Genomic DNA, 24,861 nt, shown 5'->3' with positions numbered 1-24,861 from the left:
ATATTATGATTAATCCGAAACAGTTAAATATAGGAGTTTTATTGTATGGTGTAGGACATCATCAGGCAGCATGGATGACAGCAGATTCGAGCATAGATGAATTTACGACAATTGGATACTATGAAAATTTGGCGAAGATTGCTGAACGTGGAAAATTCGATGCGGTATTTTTCGCAGATGCACAAGCCTTCCCTGCTTATAGTGCTACGGAATTGCCAACGAGTTATTTTGATCCAATAGTTGTATTAACTGCCATGAGTAATGTCACAGCTAACGTTGGACTTGTTTCAACTATTTCGGGAACGTTTAATAACCCGTTTACTTCAGCAAGGCAGTTACTCACACTGCAGCATATAACAAAAGGACGTGTGGGCTGGAACCTGGTGACATCAATGTCCGATTACGAAGCACAAAATCACAGTATGCTGGAATTACCGGAAAGAGCAGTGCGTTATAAGAAAGCAGATGAATTTGCAGAAGTCATGGATAAATTATTTGAATCGTGGTCCATTGATGACTATAGTCCAGACAGAGCGAACAATAAAATCACCAAAAACGATAACATTCAACCGTTCAACCATAATGGAGATTACTTCCAAGTAAAGGGGCCATTAACCCTGCCTTTAGGAAAGGAAGGAAAACCGGTTGCGATGCAAGCAGGGGCATCAATAGAAGGCGTGGCACTTGCTGCGAAATATGCCGATGCAGTCTACTCAGTTGCTTGGAACTTAAGACAAGCAAAAGCCTATCGTGAGAAATTAGATCGGGCAATAAGAGAAAGTCATCGGCCAGACTGCTCAATCAAAGTGTTTCCAGGTCTAGTGACTTATGTGGGTAAGACAAAAGAAGAAGCACAAGAAAAGAAAGCGAAATTAGACGATTTACTGCCAATTGATACTGCGCTGAAGCAACTCGAATTCTTTGTTCAGCAAGACACAAAATCGTGGAAACTCGATGAAAAAGTCCCTGCATTGCCCCCAATCGAAGAATTCACAGGCCCAGTCGGGCGTTATCAAACTGTGTTAGAAATCATAGAAGACAGAAATCCGACAGTCCGTGAACTACTCGGTTACCTAAACGCTGGAGGCGGACACTTGACACTTATTGGTACGCCTGAAGAAATTGTCGATGAAATCGAAAAATGGATGAAGGCAGGTGTCGCAGATGGTTTCAACTTGATGCCGCCAACACTCCCAGGCAGTCTGGAAGATTTTGTTGAATTCATCATTCCAGAAATGCAAAAGCGCAAAATTTTTAGAAGAAATTACAATGGAGAAAACTTAAGAGAAATGCTATCATTATATTAATATTTCAATTTTTATTTTGAAGTACCGAAAATTTTCAACTTTCCAGGTACTTTAAGTTTTGAAAGTAAATTATTTGATAAATATTAAAAAAATCACTGTTTTATAATAAACTGTGATTCACTTCTTTACTTTCACTCAAGGAATTTAATAATAAGAAAATATCTGCATTTTTTCTATCACTTTAAAAAATTAGGTTGGATCTAATAAGGAGGAGGGTTATGATGCCAGAAGAATGGGGATTTTTGAATACAGGACACAACAATGCGGCTACCAATATGGCGATTGATGAGGCTTTATTAAATTGGCATAGTAGAGGAGTTATCCCCCCTACATTAAGATTTTACGGTTGGTCAGCACCAAGCCTATCCGTAGGAAGACTTCAAAGAGTAGATAAACGGATTGATTTTTCTGCACTTGAGCGATATAACTGCGATTTTGTTCGGCGTTTGACGGGCGGTAGCGCCGTACTTCATGATGATGAGCTAACCTATAGTATTGTCGTGACGGAGGATCATCCCTTCATACCCACATCTGTTCGTGAAGCGTACCATATTTTAACAAGAGGGATCTTAGAAGGGTATCGTAATTTGGGCATACAAGCTGATTATGCTTACCCATCGAGAGAAGAAATAATTAAAGGCAGATCATCGGTTTGTTTTGAACAGGCTACTTACTATGAACTAATTATTGATGATAAAAAACTTTCAGGCAATGCTCAAGTACGTAAAGATGATGTCTTACTACAACATGGCTCAATTCCAATGAATATTAATGAAAAAATGTTGTTTGATCTTTTCCTTTTTCCATCTGAAAGAATGAGAGAGAAAAAGCGTACTTCTTTTTATGAAAAGGCCATCGCTATTAATGCGATTACAAATCAAAATTACACATACGATATGTTAGTGGACGCTTTTTATCATGGCTTTCAAACTGGCTTGGATGTCAAGTTTAAACCGATGACATTGACCGATGCACAGTGGGATGAAATCAATCAATTGGCAAAAAGCAAATACGCGACCCAAATTATGAATTAAAACAACTACTTGCATTATATCAACTACTGAAGGAGTGTACTTTCGATGTCTAAAAAAGAAGAGTACCTGCGTAAACCTAAATGGCTAGAAACTAAAATCAATACTAATGGATCATACTCAGGATTAAAGAAATTGATGCGAGATAAAAAATTAAATACGGTATGTGAAGAAGCAAGATGTCCAAATATTTATGAATGTTGGAGCGAGCGTAAAACTGCTACATTTATGATTCTTGGTGATACATGCACACGTGGGTGCCGATTCTGTGCGGTTAAAACAGGAATGCCGAATGAATTAGATTGGAATGAACCAGAACGTGTCGCGGATTCTGTACAAATAATGGGGTTGAAGCACGTGGTTGTTACAGCCGTCGCTCGAGATGATTTAAAAGATGGCGGTGCGGCGGTTTTTGCTGAGACAGTCCGGGCGATCCGCAGAAAAAACCCTGGTTGCACCATCGAAATTTTACCTTCTGATATGAAAGGTGATTACGAGAGCTTGCATACTTTAATGAGCAGTGAACCAGATATTTTTAACCACAACATTGAGACTGTGAGAAGATTGACTAAAAAAGTACGAGCTAGAGCAATGTATGATAGGTCACTAACCCTGCTTCAGCGTGTGAAAGAGGTTGCTCCTGACGTACCAACGAAATCAAGTATTATGGTGGGCTTGGGAGAAGAGAAAGAAGAAATCATTGAGGCCATGGATGATTTACTGGAAAATGATGTGAATATTATGACAATTGGTCAATACTTACAACCGACGAAAAAACATTTGCGGGTCGAGCGTTATTACCATCCTGATGAATTTGCGGAGTTAAAGCATATTGCACTATCAAAAGGTTTCCGTCACTGTGAGTCTGGGCCACTTGTCCGTTCTTCTTATCATGCAGATGAGCAAGTCAATCAAGCATCAGCACAGCGTCGTATTAACTATATGAAAGGCTATGAAGCCCAGGAAAACTCGCAGGTTGACTTTACATTCAGGTGATAAACATAGTGATTATGAATACCTGTAATTATTCTGTTTCAACAAGTCAAGAATTCTCTTTCGGTGTGTGGTTCAGGCAGTTCCTTTTTCCGGCGTACTCTGAAAGACCTCGTACCCTTTAAGGTGTTCCTGAAGGAAAAATGCCAAACTGATAAGGTCTGACGTACTGTTCATCTAAAGTATGTCAGACCTTATATTTTTCTTCGTTTCCTCAAAGGTTTTTCAAAGAAAATGAGGAGCGTATATTACTGTTCTTAGACCACTTTACAGTATTGAATTGAGGGAGGCTTGGAGTCTAATGATGTAATTATAATAATGCTTTTCCATATCTGGTGAATACTTCGAATTGGGTGTGTCTTGTCCGATAGCTTCAGCCCGTAACATTGTCGGTGATCCTCCACAGCATAACCCAATATCATTTATGTCGATACGATGTACATTACCAGCCTATTCAGTGATTTCATAACGATTATGATACAGTGAATTCAACGCAGTCGTGACAGTCGTTTACAACGGCAGGTGTTACACTAAAACCCGAAGGCCGGAACGGCGCAGGATATCGAGGTTGCCATCAATACATGGTGTCAAAAGATGCCCGGGAACCTGTTCAAATCCATCACTTTCGACTGTGGCAAGGAATTCTCCAACTGGCAGTCGATGAGCAATCGGAATGACCTGTCCATCTACTTTGCCGATCCGGGGACACCGTCTCAACGGGGACTGAATGAACATTCCAATGGATTGCTCAGAATGGAGGGGCTGGCCAAAGATATGGATTTAATAGGGTCAGTCAGGCTTTTGTCTCATCCGTCTCTGCAAGAAGAAACCACATCCCAATAAAATCACTGAACTACTGCGCGCCGTTGGAAGTCTTTTTGAGTTACATGGGTGATAAGCAACTGTCTAGCTTATTTTGACAAACGAAAGATGAAAAGATACTTCGATTTATAGAAAATACCCAATTAAATATAGGTCCCAGACTTACAATTTTGAGTATCATATAAATAATCAAAGGTATCCTTAATACGCCTCATCCCATCTTCTATGCGAATCCGGTTGGAGGCAGCATTGAATCTAAAGTGGTTATTCTCATGATTTAAAAATAACTTGCTCGGAGATACTGCAATGCCTCCAATGTCGATGAAAGCTTTATGGACTACGTCAGTATCAAAGCCGGACTTTTCAAAGCTAATCCATCCGAGATAAGTGGCTTTTGGAATATCAAATGATAAACAATCAGAAAGATGCTCATTAATATAGTCATTGATATACTCAAAATTACCTTGAATATGATCATTAAGCTGATCTATCCACTCGTTACACTCAGTGTAAGCTGCTTCAATTGCTGCGAGAGCCAGGCTGGAAACATTACTGACCTGATATACTTCTTTGGCTGTTTCGGTAATTACCTGAGCCAATTTTTTATCTTTTGTAATGAAATAAGAATGGGGAATGCTGGCCAAGTTGAAAGATTTACCGAGGCAGGTGGCCGCCAATATTTTATCGCTTTCTTCCGATAGATCAATGACCGATACAAAATCTTCTTTCGGCCTTACAAAATCCATATGGATTTCATCACTGACCAAGTAAACATTATTGGCTTCACATATATTCTTAATGGTTTCGAGTTCATCTTTTGACCATACTTTTCCTGTAGGATTGTGGGGGTTGCAATGTATGTACATAGTCACATTCTCATTTCTGCATAATGAGGTGAAATGATCGACATCTAAAAAATATTCTTTTGAGCGCTTATCATAAATTAAAGGAGACTCTACAATCTTGCGGTGATTGCTTTCAATTAGATTAGGAAATATATTATATGAGGGAGTCGTTATTATAATGCCATCTTCCTCGCTCGATACCTGCCTCATCGTTTCTCCTATAGTAAACAAGACTGTCGGTGAATAATGAATATCAGAGTCATCTAGAGAGATATTATAACGCGTTTGCCACCAATGTTTAATCGGTTCATAAAACTCCTTATTTTGCCATATTGTATAGCCAAAAATTCCATTATCAAGACGTTTTTTCATAGCATCTCTAATTGCTTCAGGTGTTTCAATATCCATATCGGCAATCCAAAAAGGTTCCAGGCATTGCGTTCCGAATATAGGTTCGGTACCTTCATATTGAACGCTGTTCGTATCTTTTCTTGTAGTAATTTTATTGAAATTGAATTGCATTTCCCCATACTCCTTTTTACATGAAAAATTCAGATATTTAAAATATTATCATTAAACTCGAATAAACATATATCCTGATAAGAAACAGCAGTGTATTACATAAAGATTATTTATTTTGTAAGTTGCTTGAATCTAATTATGCTTGTTGCAAAACTAAACTGGACACATAAAAAGGACGACACACGATACACGCAAAATGTTTTTCGGACAAAAGAAATCACTGGAATACTCATATCACCACTAATGAACTGGTGTTCATAGATAGCTATTTCCATCACAGGATCACCGTACCTCGAGCATAATTTTCTTTGACAGTGATATAAAGAACTACAGTGCTAACTTAGATGCATACAGATAGTCCTTCGCCATCTCAACGTAATTCTCAGGATATTATCGCCACACCTGATATGAATTATATAGCTGCACTCAGAACCCTACTCTTTTTAAACGATAAAGTAGACGACTACAGATAATATGATCGACGTGACCGTCATTGCAGCTAATGGTCGTAACGCACGGTTACGTAAATCTCTCAAACTTACATTTAACCCAAGACCGACCATTGCAGCAGTCAATAGCCATTCTGTTAAAACTGAGACACTTTGCCTTGCACTTTCAGGAAATGGAATGATTGGACCTAGAATATAACTGCCCAAAAGGCTGAAAAGGATAAAACCCACAAGGAACCAAGGAAATTCGACCTTCGCTTCAGATTCAACATTTCCCTTATTTTTCCTTTGAAAGATTGCAATCAAGATGAAACACAGCGGAACAAGTAAGAAGACACGTCCTAATTTACTGAGTAATGCAATCGCCAGTCCATCCTCTCCTGCAGGTGCTCCCGCCAAAGCAACATGTGCAACTTCATGCAGGCTTGTGCCCGACCAAACACCATACTGTATCGCATCGAGCGGAATGATTGGACGCAATATCGTATAAGTTATTGCAAAGATAGTCCCCATCAATGCAATGATGCCGACCCCTATGGCAGTATCCTCATCTTTTGCTTTTATGATTGGAGCAACCGCCGCAATTGCTGCAGCGCCACATACACCTGTGCCAACACCAAGCAATAGGGAAATATTCTTATCCGCTTTAAATATTTTAGCAAGCCAAATCATTGCAAATATCGCAAAAATGATAACACCTGCATCAATTGCTAAAAGCCCCAGTCCGTCACTCAATACTGTATCAATACTCAGCTTCAGCCCGTATAAAATAATTGCCACTCTGAGTAACCGTTTGGAGGAAAATGCTATCCCTGATCGAATTGCCTCAGGATATCCAAATATCTGACGATAGATGACAGCAATGATAATCGCACAGGCAAGCTGTCCCACTCTATCAAATCCTGGGACCAACGCCACTAAAAATCCAATCAATGCAATGAAGAATGTAAATCCGATTCCACCAAACCAAGCCGCTTGATTGGCAAACTGCTTTTCCTTGTCCCCAGAGTTTTGTTGCTTGTTTGGCAATCCCATCTAAAAACACCTCCTTTACTAACAATAAAGTATGGATAGATATAATAAAAATAACTATCTATGATGATGATAATAAGTAATTTGTTATAGTAAAATGAACAGGAGAGAGGATGATAAGATGGATCAACAATTACGAGTTTTCATCACTGTCGCAGAGAAGAAGAACTTCTCCAGAGCTGCCGAAGAGCTGCATATGACACAGCCGGCGGTCAGCCAGTATATCCGAGCATTGGAAGAGAATTTTAATGTCCGATTACTGGAACGGTCAAATAAATATGTTCGTCTTAATAAAGCAGGAGAAATTGTTTATCATCACGCAAAAGAAATTGCAGGTCTGCACTCTCGCATGAATCTGTTGGTGGATGACCTTGTCAATAAAGTGAGTGGTCCGTTATCAATCGGTGCGAGCTATACATTTGGAGAATACGTTCTTCCACATATCATTGCAAAAATGAAAGAAATATATCCTGAAGTCAAACCGGCCGTTGTCATCGGCAACACCGCAGAAATAGCTCAATCCGTTCTTCGTCATCAACTGGATGTCGGCATCGTAGAAGGACATTCTAATCAAGATGAGCATCTGAGTACAAAGGAATTCGCCAAAGACACCATGATTCTAGTCGCTGCCTCCAATCATCCGCTTGTAAAACAAAAGACAGAAATTCAAATCAAAGATTTGGAAAATGAGACGTGGATTTTACGTGAAAAAGGCTCAGGCACAAGAGAAGCTGCAGAAAAACTTTTTCATCAGCTTGATATATCACCAAAGGAAATTATGAATTTCGGCAGTACTCAAGCCATTAAAGAGATGATTGAAGCAGGTTCAGGGGTCAGCTTATTATCCGAATGGGCTGTACAAAAAGAACTGCGTAATGGTGATTTAAAAACCCTCGATATAAAAGGACTACCTTTAGCCAGAAATTTTTTTATTTTGACAAATTCCCCATTTCAAACAAAAGCATTAAAAGTATTTGTCGATATGTTGCATAAAGAGAAGGAGTTGACTGAATTCAGTAAAGCAGACCGCCCGGGGTAATCCGATTTAACTCCCCTAAAAATTAAAGATAATATATAAATATGTACTATTGCTGAAGCAGTATGATCTGTCCATCTACTTTGCCGATCAGGAGACACTATCACAGCAGGGACTGAATGAACATTCCAATGGATTGTTCAGAAAGGATGAGCTCTCCAAAAACATGGATTTCAACACGGTCGACCAGGCTCTTACCTCATTGGTTGCCGCCAAGTGAAACCACATCCCAAGAAAATCATTGAACTACCGGACACCATTGGAAGTCTTTTTGAGTTACATGGGTGAAAAGGAACTGTCTAGCTTATTTTGACAAACGAAATTATTATATGATCTTTCTTTTTGAATTATTTTTCCTTCATCATCTTTTTGCTCATTCACAAGGTTATTCTCAGCTGCAATCGTCAACATTCCATTTTCATAGGATACATCGATAGAATCCTTGGCGAATCCTGGTAACTCAGCTTCTAGTTCGTATTTATCTTTTGTTTCTTTAATATCTGTCTTTATACTTTGGATTTCCGGGAAATTATTGAAGAATTGTTTACCAAAATCTCTGAACATCTCACTTGGACTCATATCAAAATAGTCTCCGTTGAATGGTTTCAGATCATAAGCCATGAAAAATCACTCCTTACAGTAATTTTAAATCAACTTATTTTTTTATTGATTTTTCTCCATAAATCAATTGACTTTAGATATTCTTCCCAAGTCTGACAACCTTCCATTTCGACAAAAGAAGGCATCGTCAGTTTCGTATGGCTTCGCTTACGTTCATAATCTCGTTCTTTAGACTTCAGAGGTTCATTGCGTCCAATGATATCAGTTTCTTTCATCATATCATCTCCTCCTAAACATCTATATTATCCTTACACTTTATATATATCATAATGGTCAATAAAGGTCAATAAATAATGCTTGGCACTACCTCCCAATCATATTATATGACAAACAAAAAAGACGAATGCCACAATTATGGCACTCGTCTTCCAATATCAATTTCTTCTCATCCATAATACAATTGCGGCCACAAGACCAAGTATAAACAATAGAATTGAACCGAATATTAATACTACATTCGATGAATCTCCATCGCTTGCCTGGGCACTTTCTTTGTCTGTATCAACTGATTCGGCACTCTCTTCTTCTGTTTCATCCTCAGCTGTTTCTTCTTTTGAGTCTTCACCTGTTTCTTCGGATGCTGCTTCTGCTTCAGCAGTATCTTCTTCAGCTTCTCCAGATGAAGTATCTCCACCTGCCTCTTCAGAACTTGTCTCTTCAGCATCTCCGGAAGACTCTTCTGAAGACTGCTCTGTGGTGGAAGCTGACTCTTCTGATGATTCATTTTCCGCTTCTTCCCCTACAGCTTCGAAGGATTCTTCTGATGATCCGTCTTTATTGGAAGCAGTTGCTTCTTCCGATGATCCGTCTTCTGGCTCTTCGGAGGATGTATTGCCGGCTGCCTCTTCAGAATTGGATTTTTCTTTCTCTCCAGAAGATTCATCTTTGGAGTCTGATGTCTTATCCTCTTTTTTATTTGAGTCTTTTTTCTCTTTATCCTTCGACGACGATTCCTGGTTGCTATCTTTCGATACTTGTACATCTTCATTGTCTGAGATGGAAGATTTGAGCGATTGTTCCGTTTCATCCAACTGTGCCTGCTTCACATTTTCGGTCTGCAGCAGCTCTTCAGCATTTTCAAGGGCGGCCTGGAGTGCTGGAGAGCGTTTTTCGAGCGGCACCTTTTTTGCTTCTGCCACCATCTGCTCAAGTCCTGTCCGGTCTACCTCTGGGGCGTCTGCCTGGTTACCGGTCGTTGCGGTCCTGTAGTACGAGGCATATAACGGGTTGTCGTTTGCTCCCATTGCGCGGATATAATAATTGTAGCTGGTAGAGGTCTCGAGCCCTGTGTCTTTATAGGAAGTCTTCGTGGTGGTGTCGATCAGCTGGTTGTTCCGGTACACTTCATAATAGGCTGCATTGCTGTTTGCATCCCACGCAAACTGGGTGGTGTTGCCTGTTGCTCCTTGGATGCTGATCAGACGGTTGTGCAGCGTATGCATGAACTGGTATGTCTGGGGCGCACGGTTTGCGAGTTTTGCGTTCGCATTACCCCCCAGATAATACATGGCGAATGCTTCAGCGAAATATTCCCCCGGTGCATCGAAATAAGACGGCACTTCATGGTCATGGAACAGGCTGTTCTTTTCCTGGCTCATGATGTTCAGGAATTCCTGTGTTTCACTGAGCGTCGTTCCAGCCGCAAAGTCATCCACGGCGTGTCCATACTCATGCAGTTCGAGATTGATCGTCGAGTGGCCGTTGCCTGGATTACTGTAGCCGATGCGTGCAGCTGTCGTATATCCTCCAGCCCCGGGCACATCATCCCATGTGGATCCCGTCCCTTCCCAACCATTGGGGGTGACGCCGGATAAGTATTGGAATTCCGGCAGCTCAGTAAGGGGCATATCAGTCAATATGATTTTTACCCCCGCCAAACTTGTATGATACAAAATACGTTCATCGACACGATTGAGGCGATTGGTCATCGCACTTGCTTCGTTTGCATCATAAACCCCATCATCGCTTCGGATCTCCAGCATATTATTGAGGCTTTGGCTGGCTGCCAAGGTGTTTTGGGGCGCATAAATTGTGAAAATCATCATCAGACTCATCAGGAGGACTGCACTTGTAAGTAGTTTCTGTTTCATGATTTCCCCTCCCTTCACTATTCTTATGCTCTATATTCCCTATGATACATCTTTCACACTTATGTTACAGCTTTTAGCATTATCAATTTGGTTGATAACTGCTGCTTGTTTTAAATTCCGACACAAAAAAGTCAGGTCTTGATGGCTTAAACCAAGACCTGATGTTCATATATCACCATTCAGTTGATTGTATAATCTGTCTGCATGTCCCACTCGTGGAGTTGGAGATATCGGGCCCCGTGCACAATGTACGGATCCTGAGACACGAGCGCCTCGACCGCTTCCTTTGATTCGCCCTTATAGATGACAAGTCCCCCTGCCCCATCGGTGAAGCGGCCGAACATCAGGACACTGCCTTCTTCGCGCTTTTCCTTAATGAAATCCAGATGTTGCTCGCGGTACGCTTTACTTTTCTCTTCATCTTTCATTGGAGATAAAGCAGCAAAATATTTCATTCCATCACTCTTTCTGAATGTTTGTCATCATATTACCATGTCCAATCAGATTTGTCTGGCTTTCAGCAGCAGCCGCAGGAAGTATGGGCCTCCGATCAAGGCGACCACGATACCCGTTGGAATGATGACCGGCGCGAGCAGTACTTTGCCGAGCAGGTCAGCACCCGTCAGCAGTACACCACCCATCATAAGGGTGGAGGCGAACAGCACTTTCATATTCTGGCCGAATACCAGCCGGGAAATGTGCGGGGCCAATAGCCCGACGAAGCTGATTGCCCCGCTGACACTCACCGCAAGGCTCGAGAGCATGGCCGACAAGATGATCAGGATCACCTTCTCCCGGCTTACGTTCATGCCAAGCCCAATCAGCATCTCATCATCCAAATTCAACATCTCCATCTCCCTCATCTTGAAAAAGACGACACTGGCCACAATCATGATGTACGGCACGGAAACAAGGACGAATGGCCATGTGTCCCCCCATATATTGCCTGCAAAATAACGGTTGAGCATCTCCATCTGGGACTCATCGAACATGGAGGTGAAGACATAGACGAAACCGGTCACGCCCATTGCGGTGGCGATGCCGATGAGGATGAATATATTGCTTTTGAAAGTTCCACCGATGAATGACAGGAAAAATATGATCAGGACGGTCGCTAATCCACCGAGAAAACTCATCAGAGGCAGCGCGAACAGGGATTGGCTCATCGAGCCGCTGACGAACAAGATGTACAGTACGACCCCGAATCCGCTTCCTGCATTGATACCGATGATTCCGGGGTCGGCCAATCCATTTTTCGAAATGACCTGCAGTATGAGCCCGCTCAGTGCCAACGCAGCGCCGCAGACTAGAGTAATGATGATCCTCGGCAGCCGGAAATCGAACAGCACCAGTTTGATGTCTTCCTCCGCACGTCCACCTACAAGCTTGAGCAGGTCATCCACGCTCAGACTGTATGTACCGGTCAGTAGATGGAGCACCACAATAGCCATGAGCATCAAGATGATCAGGATGAAATTTGTCCGGTTACGCATACTGGTCACCCCGCTTCCTGATGATATAGATGAAGAACGGCAAACCGATCATGGCGATGATTGCATTGACGGGTGCTTCATTGAATATGCGCGCGAGCATATCCGATATCGCGAACACCATGGCACCCGTCATGCCTGTATAGACGATGGTGAAGCGGTGTAGGTTGCCAAATGTCATCTTGACGATATGCGGCACCAGCAGTCCAAGGAAGACGACGTTGCCCACCATCGCCACGGCCATGCTTGCCAGCATGATTGCAAGCGTCAGTGTAACGCGCCGGTAGAACGCCTGATTCTGCCCGAGCGATGTCGCCATTTCATCTCCAAATAGCAGGACATCCAGCTCTTTTGACAAGAATAGGAGCACTGCCGTCAACAGCAGTGCAGCCGGCAGGATGAGAATTATGTTGGATAGCGATTGACCTGCTGCCCCTCCGGCCGTGAAGAAGGCGATGTACTGCCCCAGGTTGAAGGTGATAACCAAGAAATCTGTTACAGCGTAAAGCAACAGACTGATTCCGGCCCCGGCAAGAATGAGATGCATTGGAGACTTTGAGCGGGTGACCGAGAGAATGACCGAGCCCACTAACATCGCCCCGATAAATCCAGCGCCCATCACCCCAATGAAGGGAAGTGTCGGCAACGCGAGCGCCGCAACGATGATCGCAAGGTTGGCCCCTGCATTGATGCCCAGTATGCTCGGCTCACTGAGATCGTTATGTGTCACAGACTGCAGTATAAGACCGGATATGCTTATCATGAAACCGGCGACCAGTGCCGCCAACACCCTCGGCATACGGATTTCATAGAGAATCTGATGGACCTGGTCGGTCATGTCCAGATTGAAGATGACCTGCGCCACGGTCCCTGGACTGTATGCATTCGTGCCATACATCATCGAGAGGATGAAGGACAAAATAATGCCCATCATAAAGATGGGCAACGGGTACCATCTACGATCCATCCTGGACACCTTTTACCGTCTCGCAGAACAGCTCATAATCTGTCATGATCGGCTTTCCAGTTGCAGGATCGATGGCAATCGTACCATTTATATTGAAGACTTCATTGAGGATATCATTGGTCAGGACATCACTTGGATGGCCGCTTCTGATGATTTTCCCTTCATCCATTATGACAAGATGGTCGGAATACTTGATGGCATGGTTGATGTCATGAAGCACCATGACGACCGTCTGTTTCGTCTCCTCGTTCAGCCTCTTGACGATGTTCAAAGTTTCCAGCTGGTGGTGGATATCGAGATATGTCGTCGGCTCATCAAGCAGCAGTACATCCGCCCCCTGTGCAAGCAGCAGACTTATCCAGACGCGCTGGGACTGTCCGCCTGAAAGTTCACTCATCATGCGCCCTTCAAATTCAATGGCGCCTGTTTCCTTCAATGCCCAGTCGATTATCTTATAATCGTCCGGCTTCAGACTTTGGAACCGTTTGAGGTGTGGATAACGGCTGAAGCTGACAAGATCGCGCACTTTGACATCGTACTGCAGTCTATTCTTCTGCGATAGGATGCTGACCTTTTTGGCGATGTCCTTGGATTTCATCTGACGGATATCCATATCATTGATGTAGACACCGCCTTCCTTTGCAGAAATGATCCTCGAAATCGTCTTCAGCATGGTCGATTTGCCACACCCGTTCGGCCCTATTATGGTCGTAACCTTCCCTTCCATCAGTTCCATATCGATATGGTTCAGGATGGTCCGGTTATTAAGCTCGATCGTTATATCCTTCAGTTCTACATGCGTCATGTACGACACCTGCCCATCATTTTTTCGTCAATTCTTCAACGATGATATCCAACTCGTGCTCAAGTGAGTAGGGATCGTTGTAATAGAATGTCGGAGAATCGAATTCGATCACCTGGTCATTTTGAACGGCGTCGAGATTATTCCACACTTCTGTTTCGCGGTATGCATTATCTGCGCCCGAATCCCCCGTTCCGACAAATATATAATCTCCTGCATATTTCTCCACTTCTTCAGCTGATATCTTTTTCCAGCCTGTCTCCACCACTTCTTCCTGGACCGCTTCAGGGACTTCCATGCCGAGCTCCTGGTAGATGATTTCTGTACCGCGTCCCCAGTTTGTACCATATACATAGATATCTTTGGCAAACTGTTCCATGACTGTGGCGGTGGCACCTTCAGGCACGGCTTCTTCAACTTTCTGTCGGGCTTCCTCCGTTTTAGAATCCCATTCTTCCATCCATTGCTCGGCCTTATCCTCGTTGCCTGTAATGTCAGCCAACTCCTTATGGATATCCAGATAGTTCCACTTGGCATAGTCGATCGGAATCGTCGGTGCCACGGATTTTAGTTTATCGAGGTTCTGATCTGAGTTGAAGGCGATGATCAGGTCGGGATTGAGGCTCATGACCTGCTCGACGTTCCCCTCCTCGACCAGTTCTATATCTTCAGTATAAGGTTTCAGCACTTCACTTTCCGTAACGCGCGAATGTACACCCACTACATTTGCATCCATCTGCATCAAGTTACCGAAATAACTTGTCGCCAAAACGACGATGCGCTGTGGATCTTCAGGTATTTCAATCTCTTCTCCCGCATCGGTCGTATAGGAAACCATCTCTTTACCCTCTGCGCCGGATTCTGAAGTTTCTTCTTTCGCGTCAGATGTTTCTCCATTAGAGGCTGACTCTGAGGAAGCATCGTCCCCGCTTCCGCATGCTGCCATCAGCATTACTATGAAAACCATGAGTAATCCAAGTCTTTTCTTCATATATATACCTGCCCATATCAAATTTTTAAGCATTGAAGATTGATAATCATTCTCAATGACTTTATAATAAATGACCAAGAAGCAAATTTCAACAATCAAGGGTGAAATATTATGAAAATTTCCGACACACTCATAATCGGAGGCGGGCCAGCTGGATTATATGCCAGCTTCTATGCAGGATTGCGCGGTATGAGCGTACAGCTCATTGACCATCACCCTGAACTCGGAGGGAAGCTCAACATCTATCCGGAAAAGATGGTGTGGGATATCGGAGGTGTGGCGCCTGCGCCTGCCGAACAGATCCGCCAACAGATGATAGATCAGGCAAAGACTTTTGATCCGGACATCCATGTGTCGACGACATGTGAAGCAATCCACCAACATGAGGATTATTTTGAGGTGGCTACAGACAAAGGACCGCTATTCAGCCGTACGCTCATCGTCGCTTCTGGCCGGGGCATCTTCTCGCCCGTCAAACTTACAGTTGAAGGCACGGAGTCCGGTGGATTCAGCAACCTCCACTATACAGTCAAACGCCTTGACCGCTTCAGGGGGCGTGACATCCTCATCTCTGGCGCCGGCAACACTGCCATAGATTGGGCAGAAGCACTGTGCAATATCGCATCATCCGTCACCCTGGTCTACCGGAGCGAGGAAATGAAGGGGCACGAGGCGATGATCGCCTCCCTCCATAAGAAAGAAAACCTCCATATGTGTCCACAATGCCAGATCGACGCCCTCATCCCTGATGAGACAACAGAGGAAATCGACGCTGTCCGCCTGTCCAATGGCCTCACGATTGATGTCGACGATGTCCTGGTCAGCCATGGATATGAATCGAACTGCACATTCCTCGATGCACTGGGTGGAGAAATTCCATTAAACGACCACCAGATGATATTGACTGATGACATCGTCGATACACCTGTAGCGGGATTATTTGCATGTGGCGACCAGATCACCTACGACGATAAAGTACACCTCATTGCAGGATGCTTTACAGAGGCGGCACAAGCTGCGAATCATGCTAAGAAATTCCTTCAATCCGACGCACCAGCAGAAGGCATGGTCTCTTCCCATAACGATATATTCAAAGAAAAGAACAGACAGCTCATCAAAAACAGACGATAAAGGCCGCAGGCCCATCGTGAGGCATCAGCCGCACACTATTGACACTCCAACTAAAAGAAGGTAGAGTGGATTAAAATTAAATCGAGAAATTTCTTATCCAGAGAGGTGGAGGGACTGGCCCTTTGAAGCCTCGGCAACACCCAAGGGTCTGTGCCAATTCCAGAAGCGTCATGCTTGAAAGATAAGAAGAGATATCATCGCCCTCTTCTTCTATATGTAGAGGGCCTTTTTATTTTCTCAAACCATCAACCATATGGAGTGATAAATCATGATGAAAAATACCCGGGGCAATCCCCTCGCACTATTGCCGCTGCTCATTTTCGTACTGCTTTTCCTTGGAACCGGCATCGTGGCGCAAGACTTCTACGCCATGCCGATCACCGTCGCGGTGATCATCGCCATCATAGCGGCCATGCTGCTCAAACCAAAAGAACGCCTGAATGATAAGATTGCCGTGCTCACCCGAGGTGCCGGTCAGGAGAACATCATGCTGATGGTCATCATCTTCCTGCTTGCCGGCGCTTTTTCACAAGTTGCAGAGAATATGGGGGCCGTCGACTCGACTGTCAACCTCGGGCTGGCCTTCCTGCCAAGTAGCCTTCTGCTCGTCGGCCTGTTCGTGATCTCCTGCTTCATCTCCATCTCAATGGGTACGTCAACCGGTACGGTTGCCGCTCTGGTCCCGATCGCCGTTGGCATTGCGGGACAGACCGATCTCGCCTTGGCATTGACTGTAGCGACGGTTATAGGCGGGGCGATGTTTGGGGATAATCTGTCCATCATCTCCGACACGACCATCGTCTCGACCCAATCCCAGGAAGTGAAGATGGTCGACAAATTCAAAACGAACTTCCTGATCGTCCTGCCCGGGGCCATAATTACGATGATCATACTATGGTTCATTTCATCCGGCCAATCTGCAGCCGCTGGAAGTGATGGAGACTACAGTCTACTGAAGGTGTTGCCGTATCTTCTCGTCCTTATCATCGCGCTGATAGGCGTCAATGTACTGCTTGTCCTTTTGAGCGGTATAGTGTTTGCCGGAATAGTCGGCCTTGCCGACGGAGCCTATACAGTGACTTCCCTGATAGCTGCCGCCGGCGAGGGTATCGGCAACATGCAGGAGATTGCCGTCATCACGATATTGATCGGTGGCCTTATCGCACTTATCCAGCACTACGGTGGAATCGACTATCTGCTCCACTTCATTACAAAAAGGATCCATACCAGGCGCGGAGCTGAGTTCGGTATTGCCACCCTGGTCAGCGTCACCGACCTGAGTACGGCCAATAATACGATCTCAATCATCATCACAGGGCCCCTCGCCCGCGACATTGCTGATGAGTATGGTGTCGACCGCAGGAAATCCGCCAGCATCCTGGACATCTTCGCCTCAGCATTTCAGGGCGTCATCCCCTATGGTGCCCAGATGCTTGCGGCGGCCGGACTGGCCAGCATTTCCCCAATCGCCCTTATACCGTTCGCCATCTATCCAGCGATGCTGCTCATTTCAGGCATTATAGCCATCGCCATCGGCTTTCCGAAGAAATTGAATGCCTGAAGTAACTGAAGCACCCCCTCCATGCGTCATCAGCGCATGGAGGGGGTGCTTTATTTTAGTGTTTGCCCATGTTCAAGGCGACAAGGACCATCATTTTGACCCCATCGCTGAAACTGTCTTCATCGATGCCGAACTTGGGGTGGTGGTGGGGGTATTCCATATCCTTCTCGCGGTTGCCCGCTCCAATGAAGGCATATGTCCCTGGAATCTTCTGTGAGAAGGCCGAGAAATCTTCTCCGCCCATGGCCATCGGGTATTCAAAGATGGCATCACCGAATTCCGCCACTGCAATCTCCCTGACCCGGTCTGTCATATCATGGTTATTGATGACAGCAGAATACCCATAGTTGAAGGCAAAATTAAAAGTCGCATTGTACATGCTGCAAACTCCTTCGATGGCTTTTTCCATCCGCTCTTTAACCAGCTCCCGTGTATTTCCGTCTATAGTACGGACACTGCCCTCAAGCATCGCGCTATCAGGGATTATATTTTTTGCGGTACCTGCATTGAATTTCGTCGTAGAGATGACCACGGAATCCAGCGGTGAGGTAATCCGCGAAACGATGCTCTGGAACTGGGCGACAATCTGACTGCCTATCACCACAGGATCTATTGCGTTTTCAGGTTGGGAGGCATGCCCGCCGCTCCCCTGAATCTTAAGCTCGAACGTATCTGAATTGGACGTGACTGCACCATTGGTGACGCCAATTTTGCCGGTTGGAATCGGTGTGAACAGATGCTGGCCATAAATGAAATCGAGTTCGTCGAAAAGCCCAGTCGCCATCATTTCCCGTGCCCCTCCCGGCGGCACTTCCTCAGCATGTTGGAAAATCAGATAGATGGTGCCATGCAGCTGATCAACATTTTTGCTCAGCACCTTTGCTGCCCCGAGCAATATGGCGGCGTGGCCATCATGGCCGCACGCATGCATTGCCCCTTCATTTTCAGACACAAAATCGATGTCTTCACGCTCTTCCTGAATTTCAAGTGCATCGATATCCGCCCGCAATCCAATCTTTTTTCCGGGATGAACGCCCTTTATCACGCCGAGGACACTTGTTTCAGTCGGCCGTGATACTTCAATCCCCGCCATTCCAGAAAGGGCTTCTTCAATATATCCGCTCGTCCAGACTTCCTGAAACGATACTTCCGGGTGGCGATGCATCTCCCTTCTCCATTCTTTGACTGCTCCCATGACTGCTTCTATCTCTTGATTGACATTCATTTCATTTCCTCCTTGATAATTATTTTTCAGGCAAGTAGATCGGCCCATCAATGCCTAGAGGGATGCCGATCAAATACCATACGATCAGCAAGATCGTCCAAGCGAAGAATAATACAATCGAATATGGCAGCAATGCTGACAGCAAAGTACCAAGTCCTGCATCCTTATCGTACTTTTGCGCAAAAGCCAGCAGCAATGGCAGGTACGGCAGCATTGGAGTGATCGGGTTCGTAAATGAATCTCCGATCCGGTAGAGCATCTGGGTGAAGGCCGGATCGAAACCAAGCAGCATGAACATCGGGACGAAGACCGGAGCCAGAATTGCCCACTTTGCAGAAGCACTGCCGATGAGCAGGTTGATGAGACCAGCCAATAGGATAAAACCGATGATGAGCGGGATGCCGGAGGCGTTCGCCGCTTCCAGTAAATTCGCACCCTTTATCGCAATGATCGGCCCCAGATTACTCCAGCTGAAATAAGCGAGCATCTGGGCGGCGAAGAAGACTAGCACGATGTAGCTTCCCATCGTCCCCATCGCCGAGCCGAGCATGCCGCCGAAATCCCTGGTCGACCGGATGGTGCCCGCCTTCATTCCATAGACCAAGCCAGGCACAAAGAAGAAGATGGTCAGTATGAAAATGATCGAATCCATAAAAGGAGATTCCTGGATGATTGAGCCTGTCTCAGCATTACGGAAAATCCCATTTTCCGGCAACAGAAAAATCATGAATACAACGAAAGTCAGCAACGCAGAAATATTGGCCCACCGCAACGCTGTAATTTCTTTCTTTTCAAGGGGTTGATGATCAGCCGTCTCCATCCCTTCATATGTACCGAGGCGAGGCACCGTGATTTTCTTGGTTACGATATAGACGATGAACAGCAGGAAGAAAGTCGCAACTGCTGTAAAATAGTAGTTCATCAATATATTGCCTGTGTAATCCGGCGCAATCAGCTGGGCCGCAGGTTCTGTGAACGCAATCGCCAGCGCCTCCGTCATGCCTGGGATGAGGTTGGCGGCAAATGCCCCTAGAGAGGCGGCATAAGCCATGACCAGCCCGACAAAGGGGTGATAGCCAAGCTTCATGACCACCATCGCCGCGATGGGTGGTAGGATGATCGGCGCTGCATCACCGGCGACATTGCCGAGTATGCCGACGAGGATAATGGCCGGGAGTATAAGCGCCTTCGGCGACACTTCGATCGCACGTTTCATTGCAGTCTCAAAGTAGCCTGATTTATCGGCGATGCCGATACCGATCATGACGACCAGCACCATGCCAAGTGGGGGAAATTCACTGAAGTTCGTGATTGCTCCAGTGAATATGCGGACGATCCCCTCTCCATTCAGCAGGTTCACCGCTTGGATCGTTTCACCATCCGCTGGGTTTTCAGCTTCCCAATTCATCATGCCCCCAACGAATGATGCACCGAGGATGATGAACATGAGTATGATAAAGAGCACAATCGGGTCGGGCAACCTGTTTCCGACCCGCTCGACGATATCGAGAAAGCGGCTGAACAGGCCTTTCTTCTGATTATCTTCCATAAAACACCGCCCCTTCAGTTAGAATTTTTGACAATAGTTTCATTATTCCAAATATCAAAGGAAATCACAACGGTTATTTTAATATTCTAAAAATAGATGGTTGAGAAGATAACACCTCGAATATTCGAAGCCCTTTGGTAACCATCAGAATTATTCGATAAAAATTCAGTCTCAATGTTTGGACACCCCATTGTTGAGGTAAACATGTATAGAAACGTGTCGATTGTAAGGTCGGCACCAAATAACATAGGAGTGTGTTAATTTTATGACCGAGTACTCGAGGGAAGATATTCTAAAGATGGCTGAGGAACAAAATGTGAGGTACATCAGGCTTCAATTCACAGATATTTTGGGTCACATCAAAAACGTGGAGATCCCTTCCCGCCAACTGGATAAGGCATTGGACGGAGAAATGATGTTTGACGGTTCTTCCATTGAAGGTTTTGTGCGCCTGGAGGAGTCCGACATGTATCTTAAGCCCGACCTGAATACTTGGGTCATCTTCCCCTGGTCACAAGATGATACTAAGATCGGCAGACTGATCTGCGATGTCTACTGCATTGATGGACAGCCGTTCGAAGGAGATCCCCGTTCGAATTTGAAGCGTGTAGTCAATGAAATGCAAGAGATGGGCTATGACAGGTTCAATCTTGGTGCAGAACCGGAATTCTTCCTGTTCAAGTTGGATAAAGGCGGCCAACCTACAACCGAGCCAAGCGACGAAGGTGGCTATTTTGACTTGGCCGCGATGGATGACGGTGAGGAATGCCGTCGGGAAATATCACGTACACTTGAAGAGATGGGCTTTGATATCGAAATGTTCCACCATGAGAATGCCCCAGGCCAGCAGGAGATCAGTTTCGAATACTCAGATGCAGTCACTACATCCGATAATATACAGACATTCAAGCTTGTCGCTAAAACTGTTGCCAGACGTTACAATCTGCATGCCACATTCATGCCGAAACCAATCGATAACCAGTCAGGCAGTGGTATGCACTACAATGTTTCATTGTTCAAGGATGGCAAAAATGCCTTCTATGATGAGAATGACGAATTCGGTCTCAGTAAAGAGATGCGCCACTTCATGGCGGGCTTGCTCAATCATGCTAGAGGCTATACTGCCGTGTGCAACCCGCTTGTAAATTCCTATAAGCGCATCCAATCAGGCTTTGAAGCACCGCGTTATATCGCATGGAGCGGACGCAACCGTTCACCACTCCTCCGCATACCTTCCACCCGCGGGGCTGCGACACGGGCGGAAGTACGTTCCCTGGATCCTTCCGCCAACCCGTATCTCGCGACAGCCGTCGTCTTGAATGCCGGGCTTGACGGCATCAAAAACGAAACCGAACTCGACACGCCCGTAGATGCAAATATCTATGAAATGACGAAGCAACAGCGGGAAGTCGAAAATGTAGAAGACTTGCCGACGACACTCTACACCGCACTTAAAGCGCTTAAAGAGGATACCGTCATCCAAGAAGCACTCGGTAATCACATATATAAGCAGTTCCATGACAACAAATCACTCGAATGGAAAATATACAGCGCACAAGTCACCGACTGGGAACTCAATGAGTATCTGAAGCATTACTAAAAAAGTGGAAACCGCCTATAAACAGGCGGTTTTTACTTGCATATATATATCTTAGTGCTAAATATCTTACTGATAAGATGATTCATGCTATAATGGAATCAAGGAAGAATTTTCATTTAAAGGAGGATCGTTTATCATGAAGCATTCTACATTTATCGAACTTATCCACATTTCGGAAATGCTGAGCGATAAGGCCGTTGTCCATTATTTGAAGACGTTCAACCGTAACATCAGCGTGTCGCAGATCATCGTACTCAACCGTCTAGGTGAAGAAGGCGCCCAGATGCCCTCTCAACTCGCCCGCGTGCTCGGTTATACTACAGGTGCCATGACAGGCATCGCCAACAAGCTGGTACAGTCAGGATATGTGAGACGCTGTACCCAGGAAGGCGACAGGCGTGTCAGCAAACTCGTTATAACAGACGCCGGCAGAATCTTGTTGGAAGAGGCACATACGCATGGGCTGAAGATGCGGGAGACTCTCTACTCTGTACTCACTGATGACGAACTCAACCAGTATCTCAGCATACAGAAGAAACTGCTTCATCATCTGATGGACGACGACTGTTGAAACTATCATTTAAAAGGAGCTTGATTATGAGACTGAAAGGTAAAGTAGGCATCATTACCGGAAGTGCATCCGGCATCGGACGCGGAATCGCACTTGCTATGGCAAAAGAAGGCGCCCATATCACCATCGTGGATATCAACGAAGAAAAAGGTCAGCAGACACTCGAGGAGATCAATCAATACACTGAAGGTATGTTGATCATCAAAGATATTTCAAAAGAAGAAAATGTCAAATCTGTCGTCGACAGTGTTGTAGATAAATTTGGCGGCATCGACATCCTTGTCAATAATGCCCATGCCTCCAAGCAAGCCATGCTGATGGACACAACACTCGATATGTTCGACCTGTCATTCAATACGGGATTCTACCCGACTTTCCACTTCATGAAAGCATGTCACCCGCACTTGAAGAAAAGTGAAGGCAAAGTCATCAACTTCGCTTCCGGTGCTGGCATCAATGGTCAGCCGACCCAGACCGCATATGCGGCAGCCAAAGAAGCCATCCGTGGCATGACCCGCGTTGCAGCCAACGAATGGGGCCCTGACAACATCAACATCAACATCATTTCGCCGATCGCCAAAACTGAAGGTGTTGAAGCATGGAGTAAGAGCGACCCTGAGCAATATGAAGAAATGGTCAATGCCATTCCATTGCGCCGCCTTGGTGATCCTCAAAATGACATCGGCAAAACAGCTGTCTTCCTGGCGAGTGAAGACTCCGACTACATCACTGGGCAGACGATTATGGTCGATGGTGGTTCCACTAAACTATACTAATTTGAGTTGCCCTAGCTATATATCAGAACCAATAGACACCCCCCATCCGGTTGGATGGGGGGTGTCTATTGGTTCTTCTACATCTAAAGCCACTCAAGTATTCCTTTCAGATCCGTATAGGCCTTCTCCGGCTGTATATCCAGGTTGTCAGGTTGACTGCGTGCACGATTGATCCATGCTGTATGGAAACCAAAGCTTGCTGCGCCCATAATATCCCAACTGTTGGAAGACATGAACAATACCTCATCTCGGGTGACGCCAAGCTGATCAAGGGCGTAGGCATAGGCAGGGGCAGCCGGCTTATATTGTTTTATGCCATCTGCACTGATGACCTTGTCGATATGAGGTTCGATCCGTGAGCCCGAAACTAGTGGATGGATCATATTTGGAGACCCGTTCGAAAAGATGACTCGCTGTACCCCCTTGCATTCAGCAAGCACTGCCTCGACTTCTTCAAACAGCTCGAGGTCCAGATAGGCATCCATCAATCCCTTGATTTCCTTCTGTGATGGCTTTACGCCTTCTGCTTTACAGGCAAACACTAGGGCATCTTCTGTAAGTTCATCGAAAGGCCGGTAACGTCCCATCAGCTGACGCTGGAAAAAGTATTCCAGCTGTTTTTTTCGCCATAATATACTGATTGATTCCCCTTTTTTTGGAAATAGCTTTTCGCAGGCAGTCTTTACGGAATATACGTCATAAAGCGTTCCGTACGCATCGAACACCAATGCCTTTATCATCATAATTGCCTCCTCGAGTATCTTATGATGCACTTCTACCCTATTCTTCTGCCAGAAAACCAACAGGCAGAGTGTTGGACAATAGAATTCTTAGCCATGTAATATGAATTGATAGAAAGGGGCGGAGCAACAATGCCACAGTTTAAACTGAATGAACAATTACCGGACTTCTCACTCGAATCCCTTGAAGGAAAAACAGTGACCTTTTCTGATGTTTTAGCGGAAAAAGGCAACCATTGGCATCTTATCGTGTATTTCCGCGGCTCATGGTGCCCGGCTTGCATGGAAGAATTGGATGAATTCGAAGCAAGCAAAAGCTACTTCGACAAGCAGAACATCAACTTGATCACCATCACGCACGACGACAAAGAAGATCTCGAAAGAATGGTTGACGATCATGGGTTCACTTTCCCGGTGCTCGTCGATGACGACTATGAATTCCTAGATAAATATGGTGTGCACTATCATGGGAAAGATACGCCATATGAGGACCATGGTGAACACCCAGAGCCAGCCTACTTCCTGACGGACGAAAGCGGCAGACTGATGTACCAGCAGAAACAGACGAGCCCATTCGGCCGGCCGCATCCAAAAGAACTGCGTAAAATCATCCAATATATCAGAAAAAACCTAAAATGATGATTGTCCACAGACACCCACCCTAGAGTTTATCCGGGGTGGGTTTTTTCATTGTTCAGTTCCTTAGCCGA

Annotated in this window: 23 protein-coding genes, 2 pseudogenes and 1 riboswitch; of the genes and pseudogenes, 12 read left to right on the top strand and 13 right to left on the bottom strand. The window is 45.2% G+C overall.

The window, feature by feature from the left end; all coding sequences use genetic code 11:
- Positions 1–5: 5 nt before the first annotated feature.
- From ABD734_RS11335 to ABD734_RS11320, 4 genes and pseudogenes are all read left to right on the top strand, one after another.
- Positions 6–1,307, top strand: a complete 1,302-nt coding sequence (locus ABD734_RS11335; protein ID WP_344704390.1) for an NtaA/DmoA family FMN-dependent monooxygenase — start codon at positions 6–8, stop codon at positions 1,305–1,307.
- A 221-nt stretch (positions 1,308–1,528) separates the two neighbouring features.
- Positions 1,529–2,341, top strand: coding sequence for a lipoate--protein ligase family protein (locus ABD734_RS11330; RefSeq protein ID WP_344704415.1), 813 nt, complete (start codon positions 1,529–1,531; stop codon positions 2,339–2,341).
- A 45-nt stretch (positions 2,342–2,386) separates the two neighbouring features.
- The gene (gene lipA, locus ABD734_RS11325) at positions 2,387–3,334 is read left to right on the top strand and encodes a lipoyl synthase (protein WP_344704388.1); all 948 of its coding nucleotides are present in this window, start codon (positions 2,387–2,389) and stop codon (positions 3,332–3,334) included.
- A gap of 521 nt (positions 3,335–3,855) precedes the next feature.
- A pseudogene (locus tag ABD734_RS11320) lies at positions 3,856–4,251 on the top strand (IS30 family transposase); the annotation flags it as partial.
- Positions 4,252–4,296: 45 nt separating this feature from the next.
- Here ABD734_RS11320 and ABD734_RS11315 read toward each other — a convergent pair.
- Positions 4,297–5,520, bottom strand: a complete 1,224-nt coding sequence (locus tag ABD734_RS11315; protein ID WP_344704386.1) for a MalY/PatB family protein — start codon at positions 5,518–5,520, stop codon at positions 4,297–4,299.
- Positions 5,521–5,963: 443 nt separating this feature from the next.
- On the bottom strand, positions 5,964–7,004 hold the full coding sequence (locus ABD734_RS11310; RefSeq protein WP_344704384.1) for a YeiH family protein: 1,041 nt from the start codon (positions 7,002–7,004) through the stop codon (positions 5,964–5,966).
- 118 nt (positions 7,005–7,122) lie between these two features.
- Here ABD734_RS11310 and ABD734_RS11305 point away from each other — a divergent pair, with 118 nt between their 5' ends.
- Both ABD734_RS11305 and ABD734_RS11300 read left to right on the top strand, forming a co-directional pair.
- On the top strand, positions 7,123–8,040 hold the full coding sequence (locus ABD734_RS11305; RefSeq protein WP_344704382.1) for a LysR substrate-binding domain-containing protein: 918 nt from the start codon (positions 7,123–7,125) through the stop codon (positions 8,038–8,040).
- A gap of 58 nt (positions 8,041–8,098) precedes the next feature.
- Positions 8,099–8,350 (top strand): annotated as a pseudogene (locus ABD734_RS11300) (IS30 family transposase); the annotation flags it as partial.
- On the opposite strand, the gene ABD734_RS11295 reads toward ABD734_RS11300, so the two are convergent.
- The 8 genes from ABD734_RS11295 to ABD734_RS11260 form a co-directional block, all read right to left on the bottom strand.
- Complete coding sequence (locus ABD734_RS11295; protein ID WP_344704380.1) at positions 8,314–8,658, bottom strand: Hsp20 family protein; 345 nt, start codon at positions 8,656–8,658, stop codon at positions 8,314–8,316. The pseudogene ABD734_RS11300 and the gene ABD734_RS11295 sit on opposite strands and share 37 nt — an antisense overlap.
- Positions 8,659–8,687: 29 nt before the next feature.
- Positions 8,688–8,876 carry a hypothetical protein gene (locus tag ABD734_RS11290; protein WP_344704378.1) on the bottom strand — a complete coding sequence of 63 codons (189 nt, stop codon included), beginning with the start codon at positions 8,874–8,876 and terminating at the stop codon, positions 8,688–8,690.
- 156 nt (positions 8,877–9,032) lie between these two features.
- The gene (locus ABD734_RS11285) at positions 9,033–10,748 is read right to left on the bottom strand and encodes an anthrax toxin lethal factor-related metalloendopeptidase (RefSeq protein WP_344704376.1); all 1,716 of its coding nucleotides are present in this window, start codon (positions 10,746–10,748) and stop codon (positions 9,033–9,035) included.
- 179 nt (positions 10,749–10,927) lie between these two features.
- Complete coding sequence (locus ABD734_RS11280) at positions 10,928–11,203, bottom strand: YciI family protein (protein ID WP_344704374.1); 276 nt, start codon at positions 11,201–11,203, stop codon at positions 10,928–10,930.
- A gap of 45 nt (positions 11,204–11,248) precedes the next feature.
- The gene (locus ABD734_RS11275) at positions 11,249–12,241 is read right to left on the bottom strand and encodes a FecCD family ABC transporter permease (RefSeq protein WP_344704372.1); all 993 of its coding nucleotides are present in this window, start codon (positions 12,239–12,241) and stop codon (positions 11,249–11,251) included.
- Positions 12,234–13,205 (bottom strand): FecCD family ABC transporter permease, encoded by a 972-nt coding sequence (locus tag ABD734_RS11270; protein ID WP_344704370.1) that lies wholly within the window; start codon positions 13,203–13,205, stop codon positions 12,234–12,236. The genes ABD734_RS11275 and ABD734_RS11270 overlap by 8 nt, the downstream gene beginning before the upstream one ends.
- Complete coding sequence (locus ABD734_RS11265) at positions 13,195–14,010, bottom strand: ABC transporter ATP-binding protein (protein WP_344704368.1); 816 nt, start codon at positions 14,008–14,010, stop codon at positions 13,195–13,197. Before ABD734_RS11265 ends, ABD734_RS11270 begins: the two co-directional genes overlap by 11 nt.
- 16 nt (positions 14,011–14,026) lie before the next feature.
- Positions 14,027–14,998, bottom strand: a complete 972-nt coding sequence (locus ABD734_RS11260) for an ABC transporter substrate-binding protein (RefSeq protein ID WP_344704366.1) — start codon at positions 14,996–14,998, stop codon at positions 14,027–14,029.
- A 111-nt stretch (positions 14,999–15,109) separates the two neighbouring features.
- Between ABD734_RS11260 and ABD734_RS11255 the strand changes: the two genes are divergently transcribed.
- Positions 15,110–16,129 carry an NAD(P)/FAD-dependent oxidoreductase gene (locus tag ABD734_RS11255; RefSeq protein WP_344704364.1) on the top strand — a complete coding sequence of 340 codons (1,020 nt, stop codon included), beginning with the start codon at positions 15,110–15,112 and terminating at the stop codon, positions 16,127–16,129.
- Between the two features lie 90 nt (positions 16,130–16,219).
- Positions 16,220–16,317: riboswitch (SAM riboswitch) on the top strand.
- An 80-nt stretch (positions 16,318–16,397) separates the two neighbouring features.
- Entirely contained in the window at positions 16,398–17,690 is a 1,293-nt protein-coding gene (locus ABD734_RS11250) for a Na+/H+ antiporter NhaC family protein (RefSeq protein WP_344704362.1), read from the top strand.
- A gap of 55 nt (positions 17,691–17,745) precedes the next feature.
- Here the strand turns inward: ABD734_RS11250 and ABD734_RS11245 are convergent, their stop codons facing one another.
- Together ABD734_RS11245 and ABD734_RS11240 are read right to left on the bottom strand one after the other, a co-directional pair.
- Positions 17,746–18,915, bottom strand: coding sequence for a M20 metallopeptidase family protein (locus ABD734_RS11245; RefSeq protein WP_344704360.1), 1,170 nt, complete (start codon positions 18,913–18,915; stop codon positions 17,746–17,748).
- A 19-nt stretch (positions 18,916–18,934) separates the two neighbouring features.
- The gene (locus ABD734_RS11240) at positions 18,935–20,464 is read right to left on the bottom strand and encodes an AbgT family transporter (RefSeq protein WP_344704358.1); all 1,530 of its coding nucleotides are present in this window, start codon (positions 20,462–20,464) and stop codon (positions 18,935–18,937) included.
- A 265-nt stretch (positions 20,465–20,729) separates the two neighbouring features.
- On the opposite strand from ABD734_RS11240, the gene glnA reads away from it, so the two are divergent.
- From glnA to ABD734_RS11225, 3 genes are all read left to right on the top strand, one after another.
- Entirely contained in the window at positions 20,730–22,064 is a 1,335-nt protein-coding gene (gene glnA, locus ABD734_RS11235; RefSeq protein WP_344704356.1) for a type I glutamate--ammonia ligase, read from the top strand.
- Positions 22,065–22,200: 136 nt separating this feature from the next.
- Positions 22,201–22,635 carry a MarR family winged helix-turn-helix transcriptional regulator gene (locus ABD734_RS11230; RefSeq protein ID WP_344704354.1) on the top strand — a complete coding sequence of 145 codons (435 nt, stop codon included), beginning with the start codon at positions 22,201–22,203 and terminating at the stop codon, positions 22,633–22,635.
- Between the two features lie 26 nt (positions 22,636–22,661).
- A complete protein-coding gene (locus ABD734_RS11225) occupies positions 22,662–23,411 on the top strand; it encodes an SDR family NAD(P)-dependent oxidoreductase (protein WP_344704352.1) in 750 nt (249 codons plus the stop codon).
- A gap of 83 nt (positions 23,412–23,494) precedes the next feature.
- Here ABD734_RS11225 and ABD734_RS11220 read toward each other — a convergent pair whose 3' ends face one another.
- Positions 23,495–24,154: a haloacid dehalogenase type II gene (locus ABD734_RS11220; protein ID WP_344704350.1), complete on the bottom strand. Its 660-nt coding sequence runs from the start codon at positions 24,152–24,154 to the stop codon at positions 23,495–23,497.
- Positions 24,155–24,283: 129 nt separating this feature from the next.
- On the opposite strand from ABD734_RS11220, the gene ABD734_RS11215 reads away from it, so the two are divergent.
- On the top strand, positions 24,284–24,790 hold the full coding sequence (locus ABD734_RS11215) for a peroxiredoxin family protein (RefSeq protein ID WP_344704348.1): 507 nt from the start codon (positions 24,284–24,286) through the stop codon (positions 24,788–24,790).
- The last annotated feature ends 71 nt before the right edge of the window (positions 24,791–24,861 follow it).

This window comes from Salinicoccus jeotgali, from assembly GCF_039538805.1.
Classification (GTDB): Bacteria; Bacillota; Bacilli; order Staphylococcales; family Salinicoccaceae; genus Salinicoccus; species Salinicoccus jeotgali.
The sequence above is the reverse complement of the archived record's forward strand: the minus strand, read 5'-3'. Positions and strand labels throughout refer to the sequence as shown.

What these genes read in the sequence shown, in the direction of transcription:
- ABD734_RS11220 (WP_344704350.1), bottom strand. Translation starts at nt 24,154, where the DNA reads ATGATGATAAAGGCATTGGTGTTCGATGCGTACGGAACGCTTTATGAC.
- ABD734_RS11255 (WP_344704364.1), top strand. Translation starts at nt 15,110, where the DNA reads ATGAAAATTTCCGACACACTCATAATCGGAGGCGGGCCAGCTGGATTA.
- ABD734_RS11215 (WP_344704348.1), top strand. Translation starts at nt 24,284, where the DNA reads ATGCCACAGTTTAAACTGAATGAACAATTACCGGACTTCTCACTCGAA.
- ABD734_RS11260 (WP_344704366.1), bottom strand. Translation starts at nt 14,998, where the DNA reads ATGAAGAAAAGACTTGGATTACTCATGGTTTTCATAGTAATGCTGATG.
- ABD734_RS11240 (WP_344704358.1), bottom strand. Translation starts at nt 20,464, where the DNA reads ATGGAAGATAATCAGAAGAAAGGCCTGTTCAGCCGCTTTCTCGATATC.
- ABD734_RS11280 (WP_344704374.1), bottom strand. Translation starts at nt 11,203, where the DNA reads ATGAAATATTTTGCTGCTTTATCTCCAATGAAAGATGAAGAGAAAAGT.
- glnA (WP_344704356.1), top strand. Translation starts at nt 20,730, where the DNA reads ATGACCGAGTACTCGAGGGAAGATATTCTAAAGATGGCTGAGGAACAA.
- ABD734_RS11330 (WP_344704415.1), top strand. Translation starts at nt 1,529, where the DNA reads ATGCCAGAAGAATGGGGATTTTTGAATACAGGACACAACAATGCGGCT.
- ABD734_RS11230 (WP_344704354.1), top strand. Translation starts at nt 22,201, where the DNA reads ATGAAGCATTCTACATTTATCGAACTTATCCACATTTCGGAAATGCTG.
- lipA (WP_344704388.1), top strand. Translation starts at nt 2,387, where the DNA reads ATGTCTAAAAAAGAAGAGTACCTGCGTAAACCTAAATGGCTAGAAACT.
- ABD734_RS11290 (WP_344704378.1), bottom strand. Translation starts at nt 8,876, where the DNA reads ATGATGAAAGAAACTGATATCATTGGACGCAATGAACCTCTGAAGTCT.
- ABD734_RS11245 (WP_344704360.1), bottom strand. Translation starts at nt 18,915, where the DNA reads ATGAATGTCAATCAAGAGATAGAAGCAGTCATGGGAGCAGTCAAAGAA.
- ABD734_RS11315 (WP_344704386.1), bottom strand. Translation starts at nt 5,520, where the DNA reads ATGCAATTCAATTTCAATAAAATTACTACAAGAAAAGATACGAACAGC.
- ABD734_RS11250 (WP_344704362.1), top strand. Translation starts at nt 16,398, where the DNA reads ATGATGAAAAATACCCGGGGCAATCCCCTCGCACTATTGCCGCTGCTC.
- ABD734_RS11335 (WP_344704390.1), top strand. Translation starts at nt 6, where the DNA reads ATGATTAATCCGAAACAGTTAAATATAGGAGTTTTATTGTATGGTGTA.
- ABD734_RS11270 (WP_344704370.1), bottom strand. Translation starts at nt 13,205, where the DNA reads ATGGATCGTAGATGGTACCCGTTGCCCATCTTTATGATGGGCATTATT.
- ABD734_RS11310 (WP_344704384.1), bottom strand. Translation starts at nt 7,004, where the DNA reads ATGGGATTGCCAAACAAGCAACAAAACTCTGGGGACAAGGAAAAGCAG.
- ABD734_RS11275 (WP_344704372.1), bottom strand. Translation starts at nt 12,241, where the DNA reads ATGCGTAACCGGACAAATTTCATCCTGATCATCTTGATGCTCATGGCT.
- ABD734_RS11265 (WP_344704368.1), bottom strand. Translation starts at nt 14,010, where the DNA reads ATGACGCATGTAGAACTGAAGGATATAACGATCGAGCTTAATAACCGG.
- ABD734_RS11285 (WP_344704376.1), bottom strand. Translation starts at nt 10,748, where the DNA reads ATGAAACAGAAACTACTTACAAGTGCAGTCCTCCTGATGAGTCTGATG.
- ABD734_RS11225 (WP_344704352.1), top strand. Translation starts at nt 22,662, where the DNA reads ATGAGACTGAAAGGTAAAGTAGGCATCATTACCGGAAGTGCATCCGGC.
- ABD734_RS11295 (WP_344704380.1), bottom strand. Translation starts at nt 8,658, where the DNA reads ATGGCTTATGATCTGAAACCATTCAACGGAGACTATTTTGATATGAGT.
- ABD734_RS11305 (WP_344704382.1), top strand. Translation starts at nt 7,123, where the DNA reads ATGGATCAACAATTACGAGTTTTCATCACTGTCGCAGAGAAGAAGAAC.